The sequence below is a fragment of the Pseudomonas sp. Q11 genome (genome assembly GCF_024494355.1).
Lineage (GTDB): Bacteria > Pseudomonadota > Gammaproteobacteria > Pseudomonadales > Pseudomonadaceae > Aquipseudomonas > Aquipseudomonas hefeiensis.
Genome location: NZ_JAKNQY010000016.1, coordinates 1 through 22,765, shown reverse-complemented (window position 1 = coordinate 22,765; position 22,765 = coordinate 1). Strand labels below are relative to the sequence as shown.

Sequence of the window (22,765 nt, the reverse complement as noted above, 5' to 3'; positions counted from 1 at the left end):
TGACGTGTCCATACGTCACTCCGCTTTTTTACAACCTGCGATCGCCCTTTCAGGCTTTATTTACGGGAGGTCTTCTTGACTAAGCCAGCCATACTCGCCCTTGCTGATGGCAGCATCTTTCGCGGCGAAGCCATTGGAGCCGACGGCCAGACCGTTGGTGAGGTGGTGTTTAACACCGCAATGACCGGCTATCAGGAAATTCTTACCGATCCTTCCTACGCCCAGCAAATCGTTACTTTGACTTACCCGCACATCGGCAACACCGGCACCACGCCGCAAGATGCCGAGTCCGATCGTGTCTGGTCCGCCGGCCTGGTCATCCGTGACCTGCCGCTGGTAGCGAGCAACTGGCGTAACACCATGTCCCTGTCCGACTACCTGAAAGCCAACAACGTTGTGGCAATCGCCGGTATCGACACCCGTCGCCTGACCCGCATCCTTCGCGAGAAAGGCGCGCAGAACGGCTGCATCATGGCCGGTGACCACATCACTGAAGAGGCCGCCATCGCCGCTGCCCAGGGCTTCCCTGGCCTAAAAGGCATGGATCTGGCGAAAGTCGTCAGCACCAAGAAGCAGTACGAGTGGCGCTCCACGGTCTGGGACCTGAAAACCGACAGCCACGCGACGATCGAAGCCTCCGAACTGCCATACCACGTGGTCGCTTACGACTACGGCGTCAAGCTCAACATCCTGCGCATGCTCGTTGAGCGTGGTTGCCGCGTGACCGTGGTGCCAGCGCAAACCCCGGCGGCAGATGTCCTGGCCCTCAACCCGGATGGCGTGTTCCTGTCCAACGGCCCGGGTGACCCCGAGCCTTGCGACTACGCTATCCAGGCGATCAAAGACGTGCTGGAAACCGAGATCCCGGTGTTCGGCATCTGCCTCGGTCATCAGTTGCTGGCCCTCGCTTCGGGCGCCAAGACCTTGAAAATGGGTCATGGCCACCACGGTGCCAACCACCCGGTCCAGGACCTGGACACTGGTGTGGTGATGATCACCAGCCAGAACCACGGTTTTGCGGTGGATGAAGCGACCCTGCCGGCAAACGTGCGGGCGATCCATAAGTCGCTGTTCGACGGCACGCTGCAAGGCATCGAGCGTACCGACAAGAGCGCATTCAGCTTCCAGGGCCACCCTGAAGCGAGCCCGGGCCCGAACGATGTAGCGCCGCTGTTCGATCGCTTCATCACCGAGATGGCCAAGCGACGCTGACCGCGTGAAGCCCGAGGGTGGCCCCGAAACCGGTGGTCCCCTTGGGCGCTGCAAAGATTGTTCGACGGCCTAGCCGACTGACCTGCGGATTTGAGTGACAAACCCATGCCAAAACGTACAGACATAAAAAGCATCCTGATTCTCGGCGCTGGCCCGATCGTGATCGGCCAGGCCTGCGAATTCGACTACTCCGGCGCCCAGGCCTGTAAAGCCCTGCGCGAAGAGGGTTATCGCGTCATCCTGGTGAACTCTAACCCGGCCACCATCATGACCGACCCGGCCATGGCCGACGCCACCTACATCGAGCCGATCAAGTGGCAGACCGTTGCCAAGATCATCGAAAAGGAGCGCCCGGACGCACTGCTGCCGACCATGGGTGGCCAGACTGCATTGAACTGCGCCCTGGACCTGGAGCGTGAAGGCGTCCTGGAAAAATTCGGTGTGGAAATGATCGGCGCCAACGCCGACACCATCGACAAGGCCGAAGACCGTTCGCGCTTCGACAAGGCGATGAAATCCATCGGCCTGGACTGCCCGCGCTCGGGCATCGCCCACAGCATGGAAGAAGCCAACGCCGTCCTGGAACGCCTGGGCTTTCCATGCATCATCCGTCCGTCCTTCACCATGGGCGGCACCGGTGGCGGCATCGCTTACAACCGTGAAGAATTCGAAGAAATCTGCGCCCGTGGCCTGGACCTGTCGCCAACCAAAGAGCTGCTGATCGACGAATCCCTGATCGGCTGGAAAGAATATGAAATGGAAGTTGTCCGCGATAAAAAGGACAACTGCATCATCGTCTGCTCCATCGAAAACTTCGATCCGATGGGCGTGCACACCGGTGACTCCATCACCGTCGCACCAGCCCAGACCCTGACTGACAAGGAATACCAGATCCTGCGTAACGCCTCCCTGGCGGTACTGCGCGAGATCGGCGTGGAAACCGGCGGCTCCAACGTCCAGTTCGGCATCTGCCCGAACACCGGTCGCATGGTGGTCATCGAGATGAACCCGCGGGTATCCCGCTCCTCGGCCCTGGCCTCGAAAGCCACCGGCTTCCCGATCGCCAAGGTCGCGGCCAAGCTGGCTGTGGGTTACACCCTGGATGAGTTGTCGAACGACATCACCGGTGGCAAGACCCCGGCGTCTTTCGAACCGTCCATCGACTACGTCGTCACCAAGCTGCCACGTTTCGCCTTCGAGAAGTTCGCCAAGGCCGACGCCCGCCTGACCACTCAGATGAAGTCGGTCGGTGAAGTCATGGCCATCGGCCGAACCTTCCAGGAATCCCTGCAGAAAGCCCTTCGCGGTCTGGAAGTGGGTGTTTGCGGCCTCGATCCGAAGCTGGATCTGAGCCACCCGGACGCCATGAGTGAGCTCAAGCGCGAGCTGACCGTGCCGGGCGCCGAGCGGATCTGGTACGTGGCGGACGCCTTCCGTGCCGGCATGACCGTCGAGCAGATCTTCGGCATGAACATGATCGACCCTTGGTTCCTGGTACAGATCGAAGACCTGATCAAGGAAGAAGAGAAGGTCAAGACCCTGGGCATGTCCAGCATCGACCACGACACGATGTTCCGCCTCAAGCGCAAGGGCTTCTCCGACATGCGCCTGGCAAAATTGCTGGGAGTGACCGAGAAGAGCCTGCGGGCTCATCGTCACAAGCTTGACGTGTTCCCGGTCTACAAGCGCGTGGACACCTGCGCCGCCGAATTCGCCACCGACACCGCTTACCTGTACTCCACGTACGAAGAAGAGTGTGAAGCCGCGCCGTCGACCCGTGACAAGATCATGATCCTGGGCGGCGGTCCTAACCGGATCGGCCAGGGCATCGAGTTCGACTACTGCTGCGTGCACGCGGCACTGGCCCTGCGCGACGACGGGTACGAGACCATCATGGTCAACTGCAACCCGGAAACCGTGTCCACTGACTACGACACCTCTGATCGCCTGTATTTCGAACCAGTGACCCTGGAAGATGTGCTGGAAATCGTCCGCGTCGAGAAGCCAAAAGGCGTGATCGTCCAGTACGGTGGCCAGACCCCTCTGAAACTGGCGCGTGCCCTTGAAGCGGCCGGCGTGCCGATCATCGGGACCAGTCCGGATGCCATCGACCGTGCCGAAGACCGTGAGCGCTTCCAGCAGATGGTCGAGCGTCTGAACCTGCGTCAGCCGCCTAACGCTACCGTGCGCAGTGAAGACGAAGCGATTCGCGCCGCCGCCAAGATCGGTTACCCGCTGGTGGTGCGTCCGTCCTATGTACTGGGCGGTCGGGCAATGGAAATCGTTTACCAGGAAGACGAACTCAAGCGCTACCTGCGCGAAGCGGTTCAGGTGTCCAACGACAGCCCGGTGCTGCTGGATCACTTCCTCAACTGCGCCATCGAAATGGACGTGGATGCGGTCTGTGACGGCAAGGACGTGGTGATCGGCGCGATCATGCAACACATCGAGCAGGCCGGTGTTCACTCCGGTGACTCCGCCTGTTCGCTGCCGCCATATTCGTTGCCGGCCCACATCCAGGACGAAATGCGCGAGCAGGTCAAGAAAATGGCCCTGGAGCTGGGTGTGGTCGGCCTGATGAACGTGCAACTGGCCCTGCAGGGCGAGGACATCTACGTCATCGAGGTCAACCCGCGCGCTTCCCGTACCGTACCGTTCGTCTCCAAGTGCATCGGTGTTTCCCTGGCAATGATCGCTGCACGGGTCATGGCCGGTAAGACCCTGAAAGAGCTGAACTTCACCAAGGAAATCATTCCGAACTTCTACAGCGTCAAAGAAGCGGTGTTCCCGTTCGCCAAGTTCCCAGGCGTGGACCCGATCCTCGGCCCTGAAATGAAGTCCACCGGCGAAGTCATGGGCGTGGGCGATACCTTCGGCGAAGCTTTTGCCAAGGCCCAGATGGGCGCCAGCGAAGTGCTGCCGACTGGCGGCACGGCGTTCATCAGTGTGCGTGACGACGACAAGCCGCTGGTTGCAGGCGTGGCCCGTGATCTGATCAACTTGGGCTTCGACGTGGTCGCCACTGCCGGTACCGCCAAGCTGATCGAGGCGGCTGGCTTGAAGGTGCGCCGCGTGAACAAGGTGACCGAGGGGCGTCCGCACGTGGTCGACATGATCAAGAATGACGAAGTCACGCTGATCATCAACACCACTGAAGGTCGCCAGTCGATCGCCGATTCGTATTCCATTCGTCGCAACGCGCTGCAGCACAAGATTTACTGCACCACCACCATTGCTGCGGGCGAAGCCATCTGTGAAGCGCTCAAGTTCGGTCCCGAGAAGACCGTACGTCGCTTGCAGGATCTACATGCAGGATTGAAGGCATGAGCATAACCAAATACCCGATGACTGTTCAGGGCGCTCGCGCCCTGGAAGAAGAACACGCTCACCTGACCAAGGTCGAGCGCCCGCGCTTGAGCCAGGCGATTGGCGAAGCGCGTGAGCTGGGCGATCTCAAGGAAAACGCCGAGTACCATGCTGCCCGCGAGGAGCAGGGTATGGTCGAGGCGCGTGTCCGTGATATCGAAGGTCGCATGCAGAATGCTGTGATCATTGATGTCACGACGATCCCGCACACCGGCAAGGTCATTTTTGGCACCACGGTAGAAATCGCTAACGTTGAGACCGATGAGAGCGTCACCTACCAGATCGTTGGTGAGGACGAGGCGGACATCAAGCTCGGCAAGATTTCCGTAGGCTCTCCCATTGCTCGCGCCTTGATTGCCAAGGAAGAGGGTGACGTGGTGGCTGTGAAGACACCGGGTGGTGTCATCGAGTATGAGATTGTCGAAGTCCGTCACATCTGAGCGAAGGCGTCCGCTGCGAGCCGGCGCCATGATCTGGCAGCTCACCCAGATGTTGTGGGTGGGCGGCGTCTGGTTGTTGCATGTCGGTTTGCTGCCGGTGCTGGGTCGAATCGGCCTGGCGCCGCTGCTCATCGATGAAATCGCGGCTATGCTGACGTCGCTTCTGGTGGGGTTTTCCTCAGCGTGCGTAGTGTTTCAGGCTTTGGTGCTGGTTCAGGCCGAGGGCCTGGATAGTCTATGGCGCGACATTCGTGGGCAGTTGCTGCTCATGTCGCTGTATGCGTGCGGGATGTTTCTTGCTGTGCGTCTCGGCTGGCCGGATGCGAACCTGTGGCAGGTATTCAGTTACCTGGTGCTGGGCTTTTCCGGGCTGGTGCTGGTGTTGCAACCGGTACCCGGATGGAGCAGCAGGGCGCGCGAAGCGCACCCTTGACCCTTTGGCATTACTTGAAGCGGTGAACGTTCGACAGTTGTTTGTTGACGCTGAAATTCTTGCGATAAATCAGTGCCATCTTGCCGATGACCTGCACCAGGTCTGCCTTGCCGGTCTTGCACAGTTCAGCAACGGCAGCCAGGCGGGCTTCACGATCGAGAATGTTGAGCTTGATCTTGATAAGCTCATGATCGCCCAAGGCGCGTTCCAGTTCAGCTAGAACACCTTCAGTCAAACCGTTGTCAGCCACAGTCAAAACCGGTTTCAGATGGTGGCCAATGGATTTGTATTGTTTCTTCTGCTCTTGAGTGAGCGGCATAATCTGACCCCTGCGTCTGATCTTGTAAAAAGCGGCGGCCAGTTTACCCGAGCGAGTCCGGGACCGCCCAGTTAATCACGACCCGTTTTATTTTTTAGAGGTGGCCCGTGGCCCGTTCCAAGACTAGCCAGAACTGGCTCAGAGAGCATTTCAACGATCCGTACGTCAAAATGGCGCAAAAAGACGGCTATCGTTCTCGTGCCAGCTATAAATTGCTGGAAATCCAGGAAAAGGATCGTCTGATCCGCCCTGGCATGACCGTGATCGACCTCGGCGCCGCGCCGGGGGGCTGGTCTCAGGTGACCAGTCGTCTGATCGGCGGTCAGGGGCGATTGATTGCTTCCGACATCCTGGAAATGGACAGCATCCCCGACGTGACCTTTATCCAGGGCGATTTCACGGAAGACGCTGTGCTGGCGCAGATTCTCGAGGCTGTCGGAAATACGCAGGTTGACCTTGTGATTTCCGATATGGCCCCCAATATGAGTGGATTGGCAGCTGTTGACATGCCCCGGGCAATGTTCCTCAGCGAGCTGGCCCTGGATCTTGCCGGGCGGGTTTTGCGCCCCGGTGGTGATTTTCTGATCAAGGTCTTCCAGGGTGAAGGTTTTGACGAATACCACAAAGGGATGCGCAAGTTGTTCGACAAGGTGCAGATGCGCAAGCCATTGTCGTCGCGTGATCGCTCTCGTGAGCAGTATCTGCTGGCGCGGGGGTTCCGGGGAATTGAAGGCGCAGCCAGCGATGAGCGTCTTTGATAAAGGCCGATAGTTTTTTTTGTCTCGCCTTGCAAAGGCCGTGTAACGAAAATTACCCGGTCAAAGTTTCACAAAGGGTTACAGACGGCGCCTGCCAGAGTTGCAGGTAATGTAGTAAGTTAGGCCGGTGAATATCATGCGAAGCGCGCGCCAGTAGCGGAGCTTGCTTCAGAGGGTAGTTAATTGAACGATATGGCAAAGAATCTGATCCTGTGGTTGATCATCGCCGCTGTCCTGGTGACCGTGATGAACAACTTCTCCAGCCCTAACGAGCCACAGACCCTCAACTATTCCGACTTCATCCAGCAAGTCAAGGATGGCAAGGTCGAGCGCGTTGCCGTCGATGGCTATGTGATTACCGGCAAGCGCACCGATGGTGACAGCTTCAAGACCATTCGTCCGGCGATTCAGGACAACGGCCTGATCGGCGACCTGGTGAACAATAATGTCGTGGTCGAAGGCAAGCAGCCTGAGCAGCAAAGCATCTGGACCCAGCTTTTGGTGGCCAGCTTCCCGATCCTGGTGATCATCGCGGTGTTCATGTTCTTCATGCGCCAGATGCAGGGCGGTGCCGGTGGCAAGGGCGGGCCGATGAGTTTCGGCAAAAGCAAGGCCCGGCTGCTCTCCGAAGACCAGGTGAAAACCACCCTGGCCGATGTCGCCGGTTGCGATGAGGCCAAGGAAGAGGTCGGTGAGCTGGTTGAATTCCTGCGTGACCCGGGCAAGTTTCAGCGCCTGGGCGGCCGTATCCCACGCGGTGTGCTGATGGTGGGTCCTCCGGGTACCGGTAAAACCTTGCTGGCCAAAGCGATTGCCGGCGAAGCCAAAGTGCCGTTCTTCACGATTTCCGGTTCCGACTTCGTTGAAATGTTCGTCGGTGTGGGCGCCAGTCGTGTTCGTGACATGTTCGAACAGGCCAAGAAGCACGCGCCATGCATCATCTTCATTGACGAAATCGATGCTGTCGGTCGCCATCGTGGCGCTGGCATGGGTGGTGGTCACGACGAGCGCGAGCAGACCCTCAACCAGTTGCTGGTCGAGATGGACGGTTTCGAAATGAATGACGGCATCATCGTGATTGCCGCCACCAACCGTCCGGACGTGCTCGATCCTGCGCTGTTGCGTCCAGGCCGTTTCGACCGCCAGGTTGTGGTAGGGCTGCCGGACATTCGCGGTCGTGAGCAGATCCTCAAGGTTCATATGCGCAAGGTGCCGATGGGTGACGACGTCGCTCCGGCAGTGATTGCTCGTGGTACACCGGGTTTTTCCGGTGCCGACCTTGCGAACCTGGTCAACGAGGCGTCGCTGTTTGCCGCTCGTACCGGCAAGCGTGTCGTTGAAATGAAAGAGTTCGAGCTGGCCAAAGACAAGATCATGATGGGCGCCGAGCGCAAATCCATGGTCATGTCCGAGAAAGAAAAGCAGAACACGGCGTACCACGAGGCGGGTCACGCGATCGTGGGTCGTGTGGTGCCTGAGCATGATCCTGTCTACAAGGTCTCGATCATTCCGCGTGGTCGTGCCTTGGGCGTGACCATGTTCCTGCCGGAAGAAGATCGTTACAGCCTGTCCAAGCGTGCGCTGATCAGCCAGATATGTTCGCTCTACGGCGGCCGTATCGCTGAAGAAATGACGCTGGGCTTTGACGGTGTAACCACGGGCGCGTCCAACGACATCATGCGTGCCAGCCAGATTGCCCGGAACATGGTCACCAAGTGGGGCCTGTCCGAGAAGTTGGGTCCACTGATGTATGCCGAAGAAGAGGGTGAAGTGTTCCTTGGTCGCGGTGGTGGCGGACAGCACGCAAGCTTCTCCGGTGAGACGGCAAAACTGATCGACTCCGAGGTGCGTAGCATCATCGATCAGTGCTATGGCACCGCCAAGCAGATCCTCACGGACAACCGTGACAAGCTCGACGCCATGGCTGATGCCCTGATGAAGTATGAAACCATCGATGCCGAGCAAATTGACGACATCATGGCGGGTCGTGAGCCTCGCGAGCCTCGTGACTGGTCGGGCGGCGGCACCGGTACGTCCGGTACGCCTCCGGCAGTACAGGGTGAGCGTCCGGAGACACCGATTGGCGGTCCGGCTGCTGACGTTTAAGGCTTGAAATGACTTCTGTTCAGTCCTCAACCCGGTTGCCTTGCGGCAACCGGGTTCTTGATTTGTCCCATGTCCATGTCATGGGCATTCTCAATGTCACTCCCGATTCCTTTTCCGACGGCGGTCGATTCAGTCAGCTTGATGCTGCGTTGCGGCATGCCGAAGCCATGGTCGCCGCCGGCGCGACACTGATCGATGTCGGCGGTGAGTCGACCCGGCCGGGCGCGCGGGCAGTTTCGCCTACCGAAGAGCTGGAGCGCGTGGCACCGATTGTCGAGCGCATCCATCGCGAGCTTGATGTCATAATCTCGGTGGATACATCCACGCCAGCGGTCATGCGTGAAACTGCGCGGCTTGGAGCGGGGCTGATCAACGACGTTCGCTCCTTGCAGCGCGATGGCGCCCTGGATGCCGCAGCGGCTACGGAATTGCCGGTATGCCTGATGCATATGCTGGGCGAACCCGGAACCATGCAGAACGACCCGTACTATCATGATGTGACCAGGGAAGTTGGTGAGTTTCTGGTGGAGCGCCTGGATCAGTGTGCCGCCGCAGGCATTCCTGCGCAGCGGATCATTCTTGATCCCGGGTTCGGCTTTGCCAAGACACTGGCTCACAACCTGAGTCTGTTCAAACATATGGAAGCCTTGCATGCCCTGGGGCGGCCCCTGTTGGTCGGGGTTTCGCGAAAGAGCATGATAGGCAATGCCCTGGGTCGCCCCGTGGGGGAGCGCCTGTACGGCGGTCTTGCGCTGGCGGCCCTGGCCATTACAAAAGGCGCGCGCATATTGCGGGTGCATGATGTAGCCGAAACGATGGATGTCGTGCGGATGATCGCAGCAGTGGATTCAGCCGAATAAGAATGACGGAGCACTTATGAGCAAGAAATACTTTGGCACCGACGGTATTCGTGGTCGGGTCGGCGAATACCCCATTACCCCTGATTTCATGCTCAAGCTCGGCTGGGCTGCCGGTATGGCGTTCCGCAAGATGGGTGCCTGCAAAGTACTGGTTGGCAAGGACACGCGAATTTCCGGCTACATGTTCGAATCGGCCCTTGAGGCCGGCCTGACGTCGGCGGGCGCCGATGTGATGCTGCTGGGGCCGATGCCGACGCCGGCCATTGCCTACCTGACGCGTACGTTCCAGGCCCAGGCAGGCATCGTGATCAGTGCTTCGCACAACCCGCATGATGACAATGGCATCAAGTTCTTCTCCGGCCAGGGCACCAAGCTGCCGGATGATATCGAGCTGATGATCGAGGAGCTGCTGGACACGCCGATGACTGTGGTTGAGTCGAGCAAGATCGGTAAAGTGTCGCGGATCAACGATGCGTCAGGTCGTTACATTGAGTTCTGCAAGGGCAGCGTGCCAACCGGCACGAGCTTTTCGGGCCTGAAAATCGTCGTCGATTGCGCTCATGGTGCGACCTATAAAGTCGCGCCAAGCGTATTTCGCGAGTTGGGGGCTGAGGTTGTCGTGCTCTCCGCCCAGCCTAACGGGCTGAACATCAACCACAACTGCGGTTCCACCCATACCGAGGCACTGCAAGCGGCTGTGCTGGCCGAGCAGGCGGATCTCGGGATTGCCTTTGATGGTGATGGTGATCGGGTCCTGATGGTTGATCACACTGGCGCTGTCGTCGATGGTGATGAGCTGCTGTTCATCATTGCTCGCGATCTGCACGGGCGCGGCAAGCTGCAGGGCGGCGTGGTGGGGACGTTGATGAGCAATCTCGGGCTCGAGCTGGCCCTGGCGGACCTGGATATTCCCTTTGTGCGGGCCAACGTCGGTGATCGCTATGTGATCTCGGAGCTGCTGGAGCGCAATTGGGTGGTCGGCGGTGAGAACTCCGGGCATATCGTTTGTTTTGACCACACAACGACTGGCGATGCGATTATTGCTGCCCTGCAAGTGCTGATGGCGCTCAAGGCGCGCAATGAAGGGCTTGCACAGTCGCGTCAGGCATTGCGCAAATGTCCGCAGGTGCTGATCAATGTGCGTTTCGGCGGTGGTGCGAACCCTCTGGAGCATGCGACGGTCAAGCAGGCCAGCGAGCGTGTAACGCAGGCTATGGCCGGGCGTGGGCGCGTGCTACTGCGCAAGTCGGGTACCGAGCCGTTGGTGCGGGTCATGGTCGAAGGCGAGGATGAAGCACAGGTCCGCGGTTATGCTGAAGAGCTGGCGAAGCTTGTTACTGAAGTTTCTGCCTGAATTCGGCTTGCCAGTCATGAATCGGTTGGGTAACATCTGCGCCCACTTTGACCGACGAGGTACAGCATGCGTCGCCCTATGGTAGCTGGTAACTGGAAGATGCACGGTACCCGCGCCAGCGTCGCTGAGCTGATCAAAGGCCTTCGTCATCTGGCCTTGTCAAGCGGTGTTGACGTCGCGGTATTCCCGCCTTGTTTGTATATCAACCAAGTGGTTGATGGCTTGAAAGGCAAGTCGATTTCGATCGGCGCGCAGAATTCTGCGGTGGAATCCATGCAGGGTGCGTTGACCGGTGAAATCGCGCCGAGTCAGCTGGTGGATGCAGGCTGTTCCCTGGTCTTGGTCGGGCACTCTGAGCGTCGCATGATCATGGGTGAACAGGACAAGGCTCTGATTCGCAAGTTTGCTGCGGCTCAGGCCTGTGGACTGATTCCGGTGTTGTGCGTAGGGGAAACCCTTGAGCAGCGTGAGGCCGGGAAGACCCTTGAGGTTGTCGGGCGTCAGCTGGGCAGTATCATTGAGGATCTGGGTGTCGGTGCTTTTGTAAAGGCGGTCATAGCTTACGAGCCGGTCTGGGCCATTGGCACCGGGCTGACTGCTTCGCCGCAACAGGCGCAGGATGTGCACGCCGCCATCCGTGCGCAGTTGGCGGCAGAGAATTCTGAAGTGGCACGAGGTGTGCGGCTTCTATACGGCGGCAGCGTGAAGGCGGCCAATGCGGTCGAACTGTTCGGCATGCCGGATATCGATGGGGGGCTCATTGGTGGAGCGTCCCTGAATGCAGATGAGTTCGGTGCGATCTGTCGCGCCGCGGGAAACTGAAAAAATGCTGGAAACAGTCGTAGTCGTTTTTCATCTGCTGGGTGCATTGGGTGTAGTTGCCCTGGTATTGCTGCAGCAGGGTAAAGGTGCGGATGCTGGTGCGTCTTTCGGTGCAGGTGCTTCAAATACTGTGTTCGGAAGCCAAGGTTCCTCTACCTTTCTTAGTAAACTTACTGCTATACTCGCCGCCGGTTTCTTCATAACCAGCTTGGGGTTAGGTTACTTTGCTAAAGAGAAGGCTCAAGAGCTGACTCAAGTAGGTTTGCCAAACCCGGCAGTGTTGGAAGTGCCAAAGCAACAACCGGCTTCTGATGATGTCCCGGTGCTTCAAGAGCAACAGTCGGCCAATCCGGCGACTGACGTGCCTCCAGCTCAAGAGCAGAAGTAAGAAGGTTTCAAACGCTGTATTGCCGAGGTGGTGGAATTGGTAGACACGCAACCTTGAGGTGGTTGTGCCCATAGGGTGTAGGGGTTCGAGTCCCCTTCTCGGTACCAATTATCAGGAGAGCCCGCGATTGCGGGCTTTCTTGTAGGTGGAAGGGTTACATTGACCCTGTAAGGGATCGGTCGTATACTTCCGCCCCAGCTTTGTCGCGGGATGGAGCAGTCTGGTAGCTCGTCGGGCTCATAACCCGAAGGTCGTCGGTTCAAATCCGGCTCCCGCAACCAGTTTCAGGGGCCCCTTCCAAGGGGCTTTTTGTTAGCTGGACACTTTATAACGCCGCTGTTCAACGGCGTTTCAGGGATGGGCTATTCGCCCATTTTTTTTTATTTGCACAGCATGCACAAACATGCACGAGGGGGTTCAGGTGTCGAGCAAGCTAGAACAGTTGCAGGCCTTGTTGGCCCCGGTGGTCGTGGCCCTTGGCTATGAATGCTGGGGTATTGAGTTTTCGGCTCAAGGTCGCCACTCACTGTTGCGCGTTTATATTGATAAGGAAGGCGGCGTATTGGTGGATGACTGCGCCATCGTCAGCCGTCAGATCAGCGGTGTATTGGATGTCGAAGATCCAATCACCTCCGAATACACCCTTGAAGTTTCCTCGCCTGGCATGGAACGCCCTCTGTTCACCCTTGAACAGTTCGCTTCGTTTGCCGGTGAACAAGTGAAGATCAAGCTGCGCTCGCCTTTCGAAGGTCGACGCAACTTTCAAGGCCTTCTGCGCGGTGTAGAAGAGCAGGACGTCGTGGTGCAGGTAGAAGACCATGAGTTCCTGTTGCCGATCGATATGATCGACAAGGCCAACATTATTCCCAGTTTTGACTGATACGTGCCAGATACTGCGGATCCCGCGGATCCAATGGCTTGCGAAAGGCGAGGCGTACGATGAGCAAAGAAGTACTGCTGGTTGTTGAGTCGGTATCCAATGAAAAGGGCGTACCGGCTAACGTTATTTTTGAAGCGCTGGAGCTGGCTCTGGCCACTGCTACCAAGAAGCGGTTTGAAGACGAAGTTGATTTGCGTGTGGAAATCAATCGCCACACCGGGGCCTATGAGACTTTCCGTCGTTGGACGGTCGTCGAAGAAGCCGACCTGGACGACCCGGCTATTGAAACCTGGCCAAGCAAGGTTGCAGAAACGCATCCTGGCGCCAAGGTAGGTGATGTCGTCGAGGAAAAGATCGAGTCCATCGAGTTCGGTCGCATTGCTGCACAAACTGCCAAGCAGGTCATCGTGCAGAAAGTTCGCGAAGCCGAGCGTGCGCAAGTCGTCGATGCTTATCGCGAGCGCCTGGGGGAAATCATCTCCGGCACCGTGAAAAAAGTCACCCGCGACAACGTGATCGTCGACTTGGGCAACAACGCCGAAGCGTTGCTGGCTCGTGAAGACATCATTTCTCGCGAAACTTTCCGGGTTGGCGTGCGACTGCGTGCGCTGCTCAAGGAAATCCGCACCGAGAACCGGGGCCCGCAGCTGATCCTGTCGCGTACCGCGCCGGAAATGCTGATCGAGTTGTTCCGCATCGAAGTGCCGGAAATTGCTGAAGGCCTGATCGAAGTAATGGCCGCCTCCCGTGATCCGGGTTCGCGTGCCAAGATCGCGGTCCGCTCCAAGGACAAGCGTATCGACCCGCAAGGTGCCTGCATTGGCATGCGTGGTTCGCGTGTCCAGGCCGTATCCGGCGAGTTGGGCGGTGAGCGTGTGGACATCGTCCTGTGGGACGACAACCCGGCTCAGTTCGTGATCAACGCCATGTCGCCAGCTGAAGTGGCGGCAATTATCGTCGACGAGGATGCCCATGCCATGGACATCGCCGTTGGCGCAGACAATCTCGCTCAGGCCATCGGTCGCGGTGGTCAGAACGTGCGTCTGGCTAGCCAATTGACTGGCTGGACACTGAACGTGATGACCGAATCGGACATCCAGGCTAAGCAGCAAGCTGAAACCGGCGATATCCTGCGCAACTTCATCGAAGAGCTTGAAGTCGATGAGGAGCTGGCGCAGGTGCTGGTGGATGAAGGCTTTACCAGCCTGGAAGAGATTGCCTACGTACCGGTGGAGGAAATGCTCAACATCGACGGCTTTGACGAGGACATCGTCAACGAGCTCCGTGCTCGGGCCAAGGATCGTTTGTTGACCAAGGCCATCGCTACTGAGGAAAAGCTGGCAGACGCCCATCCGGCCGAAGACCTGCTCTCGCTTGAGGGCATGGACAAGGATTTGGCGATGGAACTGGCGGTGCGCGGCGTAATTACCCGCGAAGACCTGGCCGAGCAGTCTATTGACGATCTGCTCGACATCGACGGCATTGACGATGATCGTGCCGGCAAGTTGATCATGGCCGCCCGAGCCCACTGGTTCGAGTAATTAGGCGCGGCCTGAGGAGAGAAGTGCATGACGCAAGTCACGGTGAAACAACTGGCCGATGAGGTCAAAACACCGGTAGAGCGCCTGTTGCAGCAGATGCGTGAGGCAGGTCTGCCGCACACCGCCGCCGAGGAACATGTGACCGACAGTGAGAAGCAGTCCCTGCTGACTCACTTGAAGAGCAGTCACAAGGCGAAAGTGGAAGAACCGCGCAAGATCACTCTGCAGCGTAAAACCACCAGCACCCTGCGTGTTGCCGGTAGCAAAAGCATCAGCGTTGAAGTACGCAAGAAGAAAGTCTTCGTACAGCGCAGCCCGGAAGAAATCGAAGCCGAGCGCAAACGCGAACTGGAAGAACGTCGCGCAGTAGAAAATGCTGCACGTCAGAAGGCTGAAGAAGAAGCCAAGCGTCGCGCCGAAGAAGAAGCGCGTCGCCAGCCTGCTGCTGCGCAATCCGCTCCGGCCGAAGCCGTTGCGGCTCCAGCCCCGGCAGCCGAATCAGTGCGTGAAAGCGCGCCGGTCCAGGCGCCTGCTCCAGCTCCTGCGGCCGATACTCGCAAGCGCGACGAACAGCGCCGTCCGGACAAACCACGTGCCGACGATAACCGTCGGGGCAGCGGCGATGGCGAGCGCAAAAACGCTCCTCATCGTGCTTCGGTCAAGGAAAAGGCGCCAGCACCACGTGTTGCGCCACGTACCACCGACGAAGAAAGCGATGGCTTCCGTCGTGGCGGTCGCGGCAAGGCCAAGCTGAAGAAACGCAACGCCCACGGTTTCCAGAGCCCTACCGGCCCTGTCGTGCGTGAAGTGAAGATCGGCGAGACCATCACTGTGGGCGATCTGGCCCAACAGATGTCGGTCAAGGCTGCTGAAATCATCAAGTTCATGTTCAAGCTGGGTACGCCGGCCACCATCAACCAGGTACTGGATCAGGAAACTGCCCAACTGGTTGCCGAAGAGCTGGGCCACAAAGTGACCCTGGTCAGCGACACGGCCCTGGAAGATTCCCTGGCCGAGTCCCTGAAGTTTGAAGGTGAGGCGGTTTCCCGTGCACCGGTCGTGACCGTAATGGGCCACGTTGACCACGGTAAAACCTCGCTGCTCGACTATATCCGTCGTGCGAAGGTTGCGGCAGGCGAGGCGGGTGGTATCACCCAGCACATCGGCGCCTACCACGTTGAAACCGACCGCGGCATGGTGACGTTCCTCGACACCCCGGGTCACGCTGCGTTTACCGCAATGCGTGCCCGTGGTGCCAAAGCGACTGACATCGTGATCCTGGTGGTCGCGGCGGACGACGGCGTGATGCCTCAAACCATCGAAGCCGTTCAGCATGCCAAGGCAGCTGGCGTACCTCTGGTGGTTGCGGTGAACAAAATCGACAAGCCGGGCGCTGATCTCGATCGCATCCGTAGCGAACTGTCGGTTCACGGCGTGACTTCCGAAGAGTGGGGTGGCGACACTCCATTCGTACCGGTCTCCGCGAAAATGGGTACCGGCGTTGACGAACTGCTCGAAGCGGTTCTGTTGCAAGCCGAGGTTCTGGAACTGACCGCGACGCCTTCGGCTCCTGGCCGTGGTGTGGTTGTTGAGTCCCGCCTCGACAAGGGCCGTGGCCCGGTTGCGACCGTTCTGGTTCAAGACGGTACCCTGCGCCAGGGCGACATGGTGCTGGTCGGTTCGAACTATGGCCGCGTGCGCGCCATGCTCGACGAGAACGGCAAGCCCATCAAGGAAGCCGGTCCTGCTATCCCGGTCGAGATCCTCGGCCTGGACGGCACCCCGGATGCTGGCGACGAGATGAGCGTTGTGGCTGACGAGAAGAAGGCCCGTGAAGTGGCTCTGTTCCGTCAGGGCAAGTTCCGCGAAGTCAAACTGGCTCGCGCTCACGCTGGCAAGCTGGAAAACATCTTCGAGAACATGGGCCAGGAAGAGAAGAAGACGCTCAACATCGTCCTCAAATCCGACGTCCGTGGCTCGCTCGAAGCGTTGAACGGCGCCTTGAATGGCCTGGGTAACGACGAAGTGCAAGTGCGTGTGGTCGGTGGCGGTGTCGGTGGTATCACCGAATCCGATGCCAACCTGGCCCTGGCCTCCAACGCTGTACTGTTTGGCTTCAACGTGCGTGCCGATGCCGGCGCTCGCAAGATCGTCGAGCAGGAAGGCCTGGATATGCGTTACTACAACGTGATCTACGACATCATCGAAGACGTCAAGAAAGCCCTCACTGGTATGTTGGGCAGCGATGTTCGCGAGAACATCCTGGGTACCGCTGAAGTGCGTGACGTGTTCCGTTCGCCGAAGTTTGGCGCGATCGCCGGTTGCATGGTGATCGAGGGTGTTGTTCACCGTAACCGTCCAATCCGTGTACTGCGCGAAGACATCGTTATCTTCGAAGGCGAGCTGGAATCCCTGCGCCGCTTCAAGGATGACGCTTCGGAAGTCCGTGCCGGCATGGAATGCGGTATTGGCGTCAAGAGCTACAACGACGTCAAGGTCGGCGACAAGATCGAAGTCTTCGAGAAGGTCCAGGTTGCTCGCAGCCTCTGACTCGCGTACTTCAAGAGCCGCACCGGGCAGTCGCATGAACATGCGCTGCCTCTCAGGCGGACTCTAAACGCAACGCCCGGTCTGGCTTTTGTCAGGCCGGGCGTTTGCCGCTTTCAGACCTCACGGGTTTGACCGTGGGGCAGTAACAGGTAACAAGACATGGCAAAAGAATATAGCCGTACCCAACGAATCGGCGATCAGATGCAGCGCGAGCTGGCCCAACTGATTCGTCGCGAAGTCAAAGACCCGCGCGTCGGCCTGGTCACCATTACCGCAGTGGAAGTCAGCCGTGACGTCGGTCATGCGAAGATTTTCATCACCGTGATGGGCCAGGACAGCGCCGAAGAAATCGCCCAAAGCATCAAGGTGCTCAACTCGGCTGCCGGTTTCCTGCGTATGCAGCTGGCCCGGGAGATGAAGTTGCGCAGCGTTCCACAGTTGCACTTCCATTACGACGAAAGCGTCGTGCGGGGTGCGCATCTGTCGGCACTGATCGAACGCGCCGTGGCTGAAGACAGCCAGCACCCGGTTGCGGCTGAACCCGAAGACACCAAGGAGTAATCGGTGGCTCAGGTCAAACGTATCCGCCGTAACGTCAGCGGCATCATCCTGCTCGACAAACCGCTCGGGTTCACCTCCAATGCGGCGTTGCAGAAGGTGCGCTGGCTGCTCAATGCCGAGAAAGCCGGGCACACCGGCAGTCTCGATCCGCTGGCCACTGGCGTATTGCCGCTGTGCTTCGGCGAGGCGACCAAGTTCTCTCAGTATTTGCTCGATTCCGACAAGGGTTACGAAACCCTGGCGCAACTGGGCAAGACCACCACCACGGCGGACGCCGAAGGTGAGGTTTTGCTGGAGCGGCCGGTGACCGTTGGTCAGGCTGATATCGAGGCTGTGCTGCCGGCTTTTCGTGGGCAAATCAGCCAGATACCGCCGATGTACTCTGCTCTCAAGCGTGATGGCCAGCCGTTGTACAAGCTGGCCCGTGCAGGCGAGGTAGTGGAGCGTGAACCGCGTTCTGTTACTATTGCGCGCTTGGAATTGTTAGCCTTTGGCGGTAATACTGCGCGGCTTGCCGTCGATTGCAGCAAAGGCACCTATATCCGGACCCTGGTGGAGGATATTGGTGAACAGCTCGGCTGTGGCGCGTACGTGGCAGAATTGCGACGGACCCAGGCCGGGCCTTTCACGTTGGCCCAGACGGTCACGCTGGAAGAGCTCGAAGCGGTACACGCCGAGGGCGGCAACGAAGCGGTCGACCGTTTCCTGATGCCATCGGACAGCGGGTTGCTCGATTGGCCGCTGTTGCAGTTCTCGGAACACAGTGCGTTCTACTGGCTCAACGGCCAACCAGTACGTGCCCCGGATGCGCCGAAGTTCGGCATGGTTCGGGTGCAGGATCACAATGGCCGCTTTATCGGTATCGGTGAAGTGAGCGAAGACGGGCGCATTGCGCCGCGTCGACTGATTCGGTCGGAATGACCGGAACCAGCCTGTGTAACAGCAGGCTGGCGAGTGTGGCTGTTAACAGGCACGGTCACTACTCATTTATAGATACAGGGATTTGTCCCTGGCCTGTTGAAGCTGTTTCTTTGAAACAGTTTCCTGACTAAAAGGATTGCCTCATGGCTCTCGACGTTCAAGAAAAAGCTCAAATCGTAGCTGACTACCAGCAAGCTGTTGGTGACACCGGTTCGCCAGAAGTGCAAGTTGCACTGCTGACCCACAACATCAACAAACTGCAAGGTCACTTCAAGGCCAACGGAAAGGATCACCACTCCCGTCGTGGTCTGATCCGCATGGTAAACCAGCGTCGTAAGCTGCTGGACTACCTGAAAGGCAAGGACGTGAGCCGTTACAGCGCTCTGATCGCTCGCCTGGGTCTGCGTCGCTAATCAGCGATTGCGCTAGAGGTTGGTTGTCTGTCGTACGTCAGTGGGTTTTCCACTGGCGCATGGCAGGCTCCCAGCCTCAAGTTTTATCTGGATACACGTTTTACCCTGGACAGACGTCGGGCCGATTCCCGCCATTGCCCAAGAATTTCGCAAGAAGACAAGTTCCCCAAGAGCCACAAAGAAGGTAGGACACCGTGAACCCGGTAATCAAAAAATTCCAGTTCGGTCAGTCGACCGTTACCCTCGAGACTGGCCGTATCGCCCGTCAGGCCTCCGGCGCAGTGCTGGTCACCGTTGACGACGACGTCAGCGTATTGGTGACCGTTGTCGGCGCCAAGCAAGCCGATCCAGGCAAGGGCTTCTTCCCTCTGTCTGTTCACTACCAGGAAAAGACTTACGCTGCCGGTAAGATCCCTGGCGGTTTCTTCAAGCGCGAAGGCCGTCCTTCCGAGAAAGAAACCCTGACTTCCCGACTGATCGACCGTCCGATCCGTCCGCTTTTCCCTGAAGGTTTCATGAACGAAGTGCAGGTTGTCTGCACCGTCGTTTCCACCAGCAAGAAGACCGATCCGGACATCGCTGCAATGATCGGTACCTCGGCTGCGCTGGCGATCTCCGGCATTCCTTTCGATGGTCCGATCGGCGCTGCCCGCGTCGCGTTCCACGAAAGCACCGGCTACCTGCTGAACCCGACCTACGAGCAACTGAAAGCTTCGAGCCTGGACATGGTCGTGGCCGGTACGTCCGAAGCCGTGCTGATGGTTGAATCCGAAGCCAAAGAGCTGACCGAAGACCAGATGCTGGGCGCTGTACTGTTCGCCCACGACGAGTTCCAGGTGGTGATCAACGCCGTCAAGGAACTGGCCGCCGAAGCCGCCAAGCCAACCTGGACCTGGGCTCCGCAAGCCGAAGCCACCGAACTGCTGGGCGCGATCCGTGCCGAGTTCGGCGAAGCGATCTCCCAGGCTTACACCATCACCGTCAAGGCCGATCGTTATGCGCGCCTGGGCGAGTTGAAAGACCAGGTGGTTGCCAAGCTGTCCGGTGAAGAAGGCCAGCCGACTGCCAGCGACGTCAAAGCCGCTTTCGGTGAAATCGAATACCGCACCGTTCGCGAAAACATCGTCAACGGCAAGCCGCGTATCGACGGTCGCGACACTCGCACCGTGCGTCCTCTGAACATTGAAGTCGGCGTTCTGCCAAAGACCCACGGTTCGGCGCTGTTCACCCGTGGCGAAACCCAGGCCCTGGTCGTTGCCACACTGGGCACCGCCCGTGACGCGCAACTGCTGGACACCCTGGAAGGCGAGAAAAAAGACCCGTTCATGCTGCACTACAACTTCCCTCCGTTCTCGGTGGGCGAGTGTGGTCGCATGGGTGGCGCCGGTCGTCGCGAAATCGGTCACGGTCGTCTGGCCCGTCGTTCGGTCCAGGCCATGCTGCCAGCCGCTGACGTGTTCCCGTACACCATTCGTGTGGTATCGGAAATCACCGAGTCCAACGGTTCGAGCTCCATGGCTTCGGTCTGCGGCGCTTCCCTGGCCTTGATGGACGCCGGTGTGCCGATGAAGGCTCCGGTTGCCGGTATCGCCATGGGTCTGGTGAAAGAAGGCGAGAAGTTCGCCGTCCTGACCGACATCCTGGGTGACGAAGACCACCTGGGCGACATGGACTTCAAAGTGGCCGGTACCGCCAAGGGCGTTACCGCACTGCAGATGGACATCAAGATCAAGGGCATCACCGAAGAAATCATGGAGATCGCCCTGGGCCAAGCCCTGGAAGCGCGCCTGAACATCCTTGGCCAGATGAACCAGATCATTGGTCAGTCGCGTACCGAGTTGTCGGAAAACGCTCCGACCATGATCGCGATGAAAATCGACACCGACAAAATCCGTGATGTCATCGGTAAAGGCGGCGCGACCATCCGTGCGATCTGTGAAGAAACCAAGGCTTCGATCGACATCGAAGACGACGGTTCGATCAAGATCTTCGGCGAAACCAAGGAAGCGGCAGAAGCAGCACGTCAGCGCGTCCTGGGCATCACCGCAGAAGCCGAGATCGGCAAGATCTATGTGGGCAAGGTTGAGCGCATCGTCGACTTCGGCGCCTTCGTCAACATCCTGCCAGGCAAGGACGGTCTGGTTCACATCTCCATGCTGAGCGATGCTCGCGTCGAGAAAGTGACCGACATCCTGAAAGAAGGCCAGGAAGTTGAAGTGCTGGTACTGGACGTGGACAACCGCGGCCGTATCAAGCTGTCCATCAAGGACGTAGCAGCAGCCAAGGCATCGGGCGTTTAATCACCCCCTCGCTTAGCCGCTGAACAAGCAAACGCCCCGACTGGTTCGGGGCGTTTTGCTATGCGCGGGAAATCACTGTGTCGCAGGTTGCCTGGCCATAAGCTCAGTGCTAGGTTTAGCCCACCGCCCGTGTAGCTCAGCCGGTAGAGCAGCGCACTCGTAACGCGAAGGTCGCAGGTTCGATTCCTGTCTCGGGCACCAGATCAAGTTATCAGCGATTTTCAACTCTTCTCAAAAGCCTGGACTACCCTCGTAGAACCGGGCTTTTTCATTCTCAAGCTTTCTCACTCTTACCCATTGCTGCTCAGAAGAAATAGTACATCATCCAGTACATCTCAATTCGAGTGACTAGGTGATGCGCTAGTGTCCTCACCGATGCCGTTCTCTGGTTACAGAGGTGCACGCGTGGGGTGCGGGGAGATTGGCCGGCCACAGCGGTGACCTTTTTGTAACACCCGGTCTAGGACGTGTTGAACGAAAACCCGTTCCCCCCCAAAATGGATTTTTCGGCCCATGGACATGGAGGCACATGAAAAGAGCAGAAGTAACAAGTCGCCTCATTGGTGTGGGGATTTACACGCCTGCTGAAGCGGCCTTGTATACGGGCATCCCAGCAAAAGACATTCGTAGATGGATGTTCGGCTATCGATCGGAAGGTGTCGAGCATCCCGGTCTTTGGAGGCCAGAACTAGATTTTTTCGATGAAAAACTGCTTGGTTTTCATGACTTGTTAGAAATCAGGTTCGTGCATGCCTTTCGAAAACATGGCGTCAGCCTTCAGGCTATTCGTTCTGCGTCCAGGCAGGCCAGAGAGCTTTTTGATCAGCAGTATCCATTCACTTGCAAGCGATTTCAAACTGATGGCCGGAGCATATTCGCAACCGTTTTTGATGAGACCGGCGATGAAGCTATTCTCGATCTGGCGAAGCGGCAATATGCCTTTCGGCAGGTAATCGCCCCCTCTCTTTATGAAGGAATTGATTACGCTGGAGAAGGGGAGGCGCAGCGCTGGTATCCGGTCAAAAGAAGTAAGAGGATTGTGCTCGACCCTAACCGTAATTTTGGCAAACCCGTTCTTTCTTCTACTGGTGTGGATACTGCGTCGATTTACCACGCGTTTCTGGCTGAGGGTCAGGACGCAAAACGCGTTTCAGTGATCTTTGAAATACCTGTTGCGGCAGTGGATGCGGCGGTAAAATTTGAGCATAGGATGGCTGCTTGAATTTTTTGATTGACAACAACCTCCCTCCGGCTATCGCCAGAGCCTTGCACGAGTTGTGCAAAGGGGAGGGGCATGCAGTAATTCCATTGCGAGACAAGTTTCCGCCAAATACCAGTGACATTCATTGGATCACTGAATTAGGTTCTGAGGGCGGCTGGGCAGTTGTTTCTCAAGACAAGTTTTCAAAAGGTAATGCTGAAAGACAAGCCTTCAGGGATTGCGGGTTACCAGTTTTCTGTCTTGCAAAACAATGGGGTCAAGCACGAATGGCACTTACTTAACCTTCTTCGGGTGTCCATTCTTCCTGACCTCGGCCCTT

At 58.2% G+C, this 22,765-nt stretch carries 19 protein-coding genes, 3 tRNA genes and 1 pseudogene; 22 read left to right on the top strand and 1 reads right to left on the bottom strand.

Features of this window, described 5'->3' with window-relative positions; all coding sequences use genetic code 11:
* The first annotated feature begins 75 nt into the window (after positions 1-75).
* From carA to MA884_RS17365, 4 genes are all read left to right on the top strand, one after another.
* Entirely contained in the window at positions 76-1,212 is a 1,137-nt protein-coding gene (carA, locus tag MA884_RS17380) for a glutamine-hydrolyzing carbamoyl-phosphate synthase small subunit (RefSeq protein ID WP_256231652.1), read from the top strand.
* Positions 1,213-1,317: 105 nt separating this feature from the next.
* On the top strand, positions 1,318-4,539 hold the full coding sequence (gene carB / locus MA884_RS17375) for a carbamoyl-phosphate synthase large subunit (RefSeq protein ID WP_256231651.1): 3,222 nt from the start codon (positions 1,318-1,320) through the stop codon (positions 4,537-4,539).
* A gap of 2 nt (positions 4,540-4,541) precedes the next feature.
* Complete coding sequence (gene greA, locus MA884_RS17370) at positions 4,542-5,018, top strand: transcription elongation factor GreA (protein ID WP_256231730.1); 477 nt, start codon at positions 4,542-4,544, stop codon at positions 5,016-5,018.
* A 28-nt stretch (positions 5,019-5,046) separates the two neighbouring features.
* Positions 5,047-5,451, top strand: coding sequence for an MFS transporter (locus MA884_RS17365; protein WP_256231650.1), 405 nt, complete (start codon positions 5,047-5,049; stop codon positions 5,449-5,451).
* 10 nt (positions 5,452-5,461) lie between these two features.
* Here the strand turns inward: MA884_RS17365 and MA884_RS17360 are convergent, their stop codons facing one another.
* Positions 5,462-5,770, bottom strand: coding sequence for a YhbY family RNA-binding protein (locus MA884_RS17360; RefSeq protein WP_003177852.1), 309 nt, complete (start codon positions 5,768-5,770; stop codon positions 5,462-5,464).
* A gap of 107 nt (positions 5,771-5,877) precedes the next feature.
* Between MA884_RS17360 and rlmE the strand changes: the two genes are divergently transcribed.
* The 18 genes and pseudogenes from rlmE to MA884_RS17270 all read left to right on the top strand — a co-directional run.
* Entirely contained in the window at positions 5,878-6,528 is a 651-nt protein-coding gene (rlmE, locus tag MA884_RS17355; RefSeq protein WP_047229060.1) for a 23S rRNA (uridine(2552)-2'-O)-methyltransferase RlmE, read from the top strand.
* A 192-nt stretch (positions 6,529-6,720) separates the two neighbouring features.
* Positions 6,721-8,634 (top strand): ATP-dependent zinc metalloprotease FtsH, encoded by a 1,914-nt coding sequence (ftsH, locus tag MA884_RS17350; RefSeq protein ID WP_256231648.1) that lies wholly within the window; start codon positions 6,721-6,723, stop codon positions 8,632-8,634.
* An 8-nt stretch (positions 8,635-8,642) separates the two neighbouring features.
* On the top strand, positions 8,643-9,494 hold the full coding sequence (gene folP, locus MA884_RS17345; protein WP_256231647.1) for a dihydropteroate synthase: 852 nt from the start codon (positions 8,643-8,645) through the stop codon (positions 9,492-9,494).
* Positions 9,495-9,510: 16 nt separating this feature from the next.
* Positions 9,511-10,848, top strand: coding sequence for a phosphoglucosamine mutase (gene glmM, locus MA884_RS17340; protein WP_256231646.1), 1,338 nt, complete (start codon positions 9,511-9,513; stop codon positions 10,846-10,848).
* Between the two features lie 66 nt (positions 10,849-10,914).
* A complete protein-coding gene (tpiA, locus tag MA884_RS17335) occupies positions 10,915-11,670 on the top strand; it encodes a triose-phosphate isomerase (protein WP_256231645.1) in 756 nt (251 codons plus the stop codon).
* A 4-nt stretch (positions 11,671-11,674) separates the two neighbouring features.
* Entirely contained in the window at positions 11,675-12,058 is a 384-nt protein-coding gene (gene secG, locus MA884_RS17330) for a preprotein translocase subunit SecG (RefSeq protein WP_256231729.1), read from the top strand.
* Between the two features lie 21 nt (positions 12,059-12,079).
* Positions 12,080-12,165, top strand: a tRNA-Leu gene (locus MA884_RS17325).
* Positions 12,166-12,262: 97 nt separating this feature from the next.
* Positions 12,263-12,339: transfer RNA gene (locus tag MA884_RS17320), tRNA-Met, on the top strand.
* A 140-nt stretch (positions 12,340-12,479) separates the two neighbouring features.
* Complete coding sequence (gene rimP / locus MA884_RS17315) at positions 12,480-12,938, top strand: ribosome maturation factor RimP (protein WP_025211790.1); 459 nt, start codon at positions 12,480-12,482, stop codon at positions 12,936-12,938.
* A 59-nt stretch (positions 12,939-12,997) separates the two neighbouring features.
* A complete protein-coding gene (nusA, locus tag MA884_RS17310; RefSeq protein ID WP_047229054.1) occupies positions 12,998-14,479 on the top strand; it encodes a transcription termination factor NusA in 1,482 nt (493 codons plus the stop codon).
* 27 nt (positions 14,480-14,506) lie between these two features.
* Positions 14,507-17,029 carry a translation initiation factor IF-2 gene (gene infB, locus MA884_RS17305; RefSeq protein WP_256231644.1) on the top strand — a complete coding sequence of 841 codons (2,523 nt, stop codon included), beginning with the start codon at positions 14,507-14,509 and terminating at the stop codon, positions 17,027-17,029.
* A 159-nt stretch (positions 17,030-17,188) separates the two neighbouring features.
* Positions 17,189-17,590 carry a 30S ribosome-binding factor RbfA gene (gene rbfA / locus MA884_RS17300; protein ID WP_003177871.1) on the top strand — a complete coding sequence of 134 codons (402 nt, stop codon included), beginning with the start codon at positions 17,189-17,191 and terminating at the stop codon, positions 17,588-17,590.
* A gap of 3 nt (positions 17,591-17,593) precedes the next feature.
* Positions 17,594-18,511: a tRNA pseudouridine(55) synthase TruB gene (gene truB / locus MA884_RS17295; RefSeq protein WP_256231643.1), complete on the top strand. Its 918-nt coding sequence runs from the start codon at positions 17,594-17,596 to the stop codon at positions 18,509-18,511.
* A 143-nt stretch (positions 18,512-18,654) separates the two neighbouring features.
* Positions 18,655-18,924 (top strand): 30S ribosomal protein S15, encoded by a 270-nt coding sequence (gene rpsO, locus MA884_RS17290; RefSeq protein WP_003197723.1) that lies wholly within the window; start codon positions 18,655-18,657, stop codon positions 18,922-18,924.
* Positions 18,925-19,118: 194 nt separating this feature from the next.
* Complete coding sequence (gene pnp / locus MA884_RS17285) at positions 19,119-21,224, top strand: polyribonucleotide nucleotidyltransferase (protein WP_256231642.1); 2,106 nt, start codon at positions 19,119-19,121, stop codon at positions 21,222-21,224.
* A 125-nt stretch (positions 21,225-21,349) separates the two neighbouring features.
* Positions 21,350-21,425 (top strand) — tRNA-Thr (locus MA884_RS17280).
* Between the two features lie 433 nt (positions 21,426-21,858).
* Positions 21,859-22,446, top strand: coding sequence for a DUF433 domain-containing protein (locus MA884_RS17275; RefSeq protein WP_256231728.1), 588 nt, complete (start codon positions 21,859-21,861; stop codon positions 22,444-22,446).
* A pseudogene (locus tag MA884_RS17270) lies at positions 22,443-22,706 on the top strand (hypothetical protein); the annotation flags it as partial. The gene MA884_RS17275 and the pseudogene MA884_RS17270, both read left to right, overlap by 4 nt.
* Between the last annotated feature and the right edge of the window lie 59 nt (positions 22,707-22,765).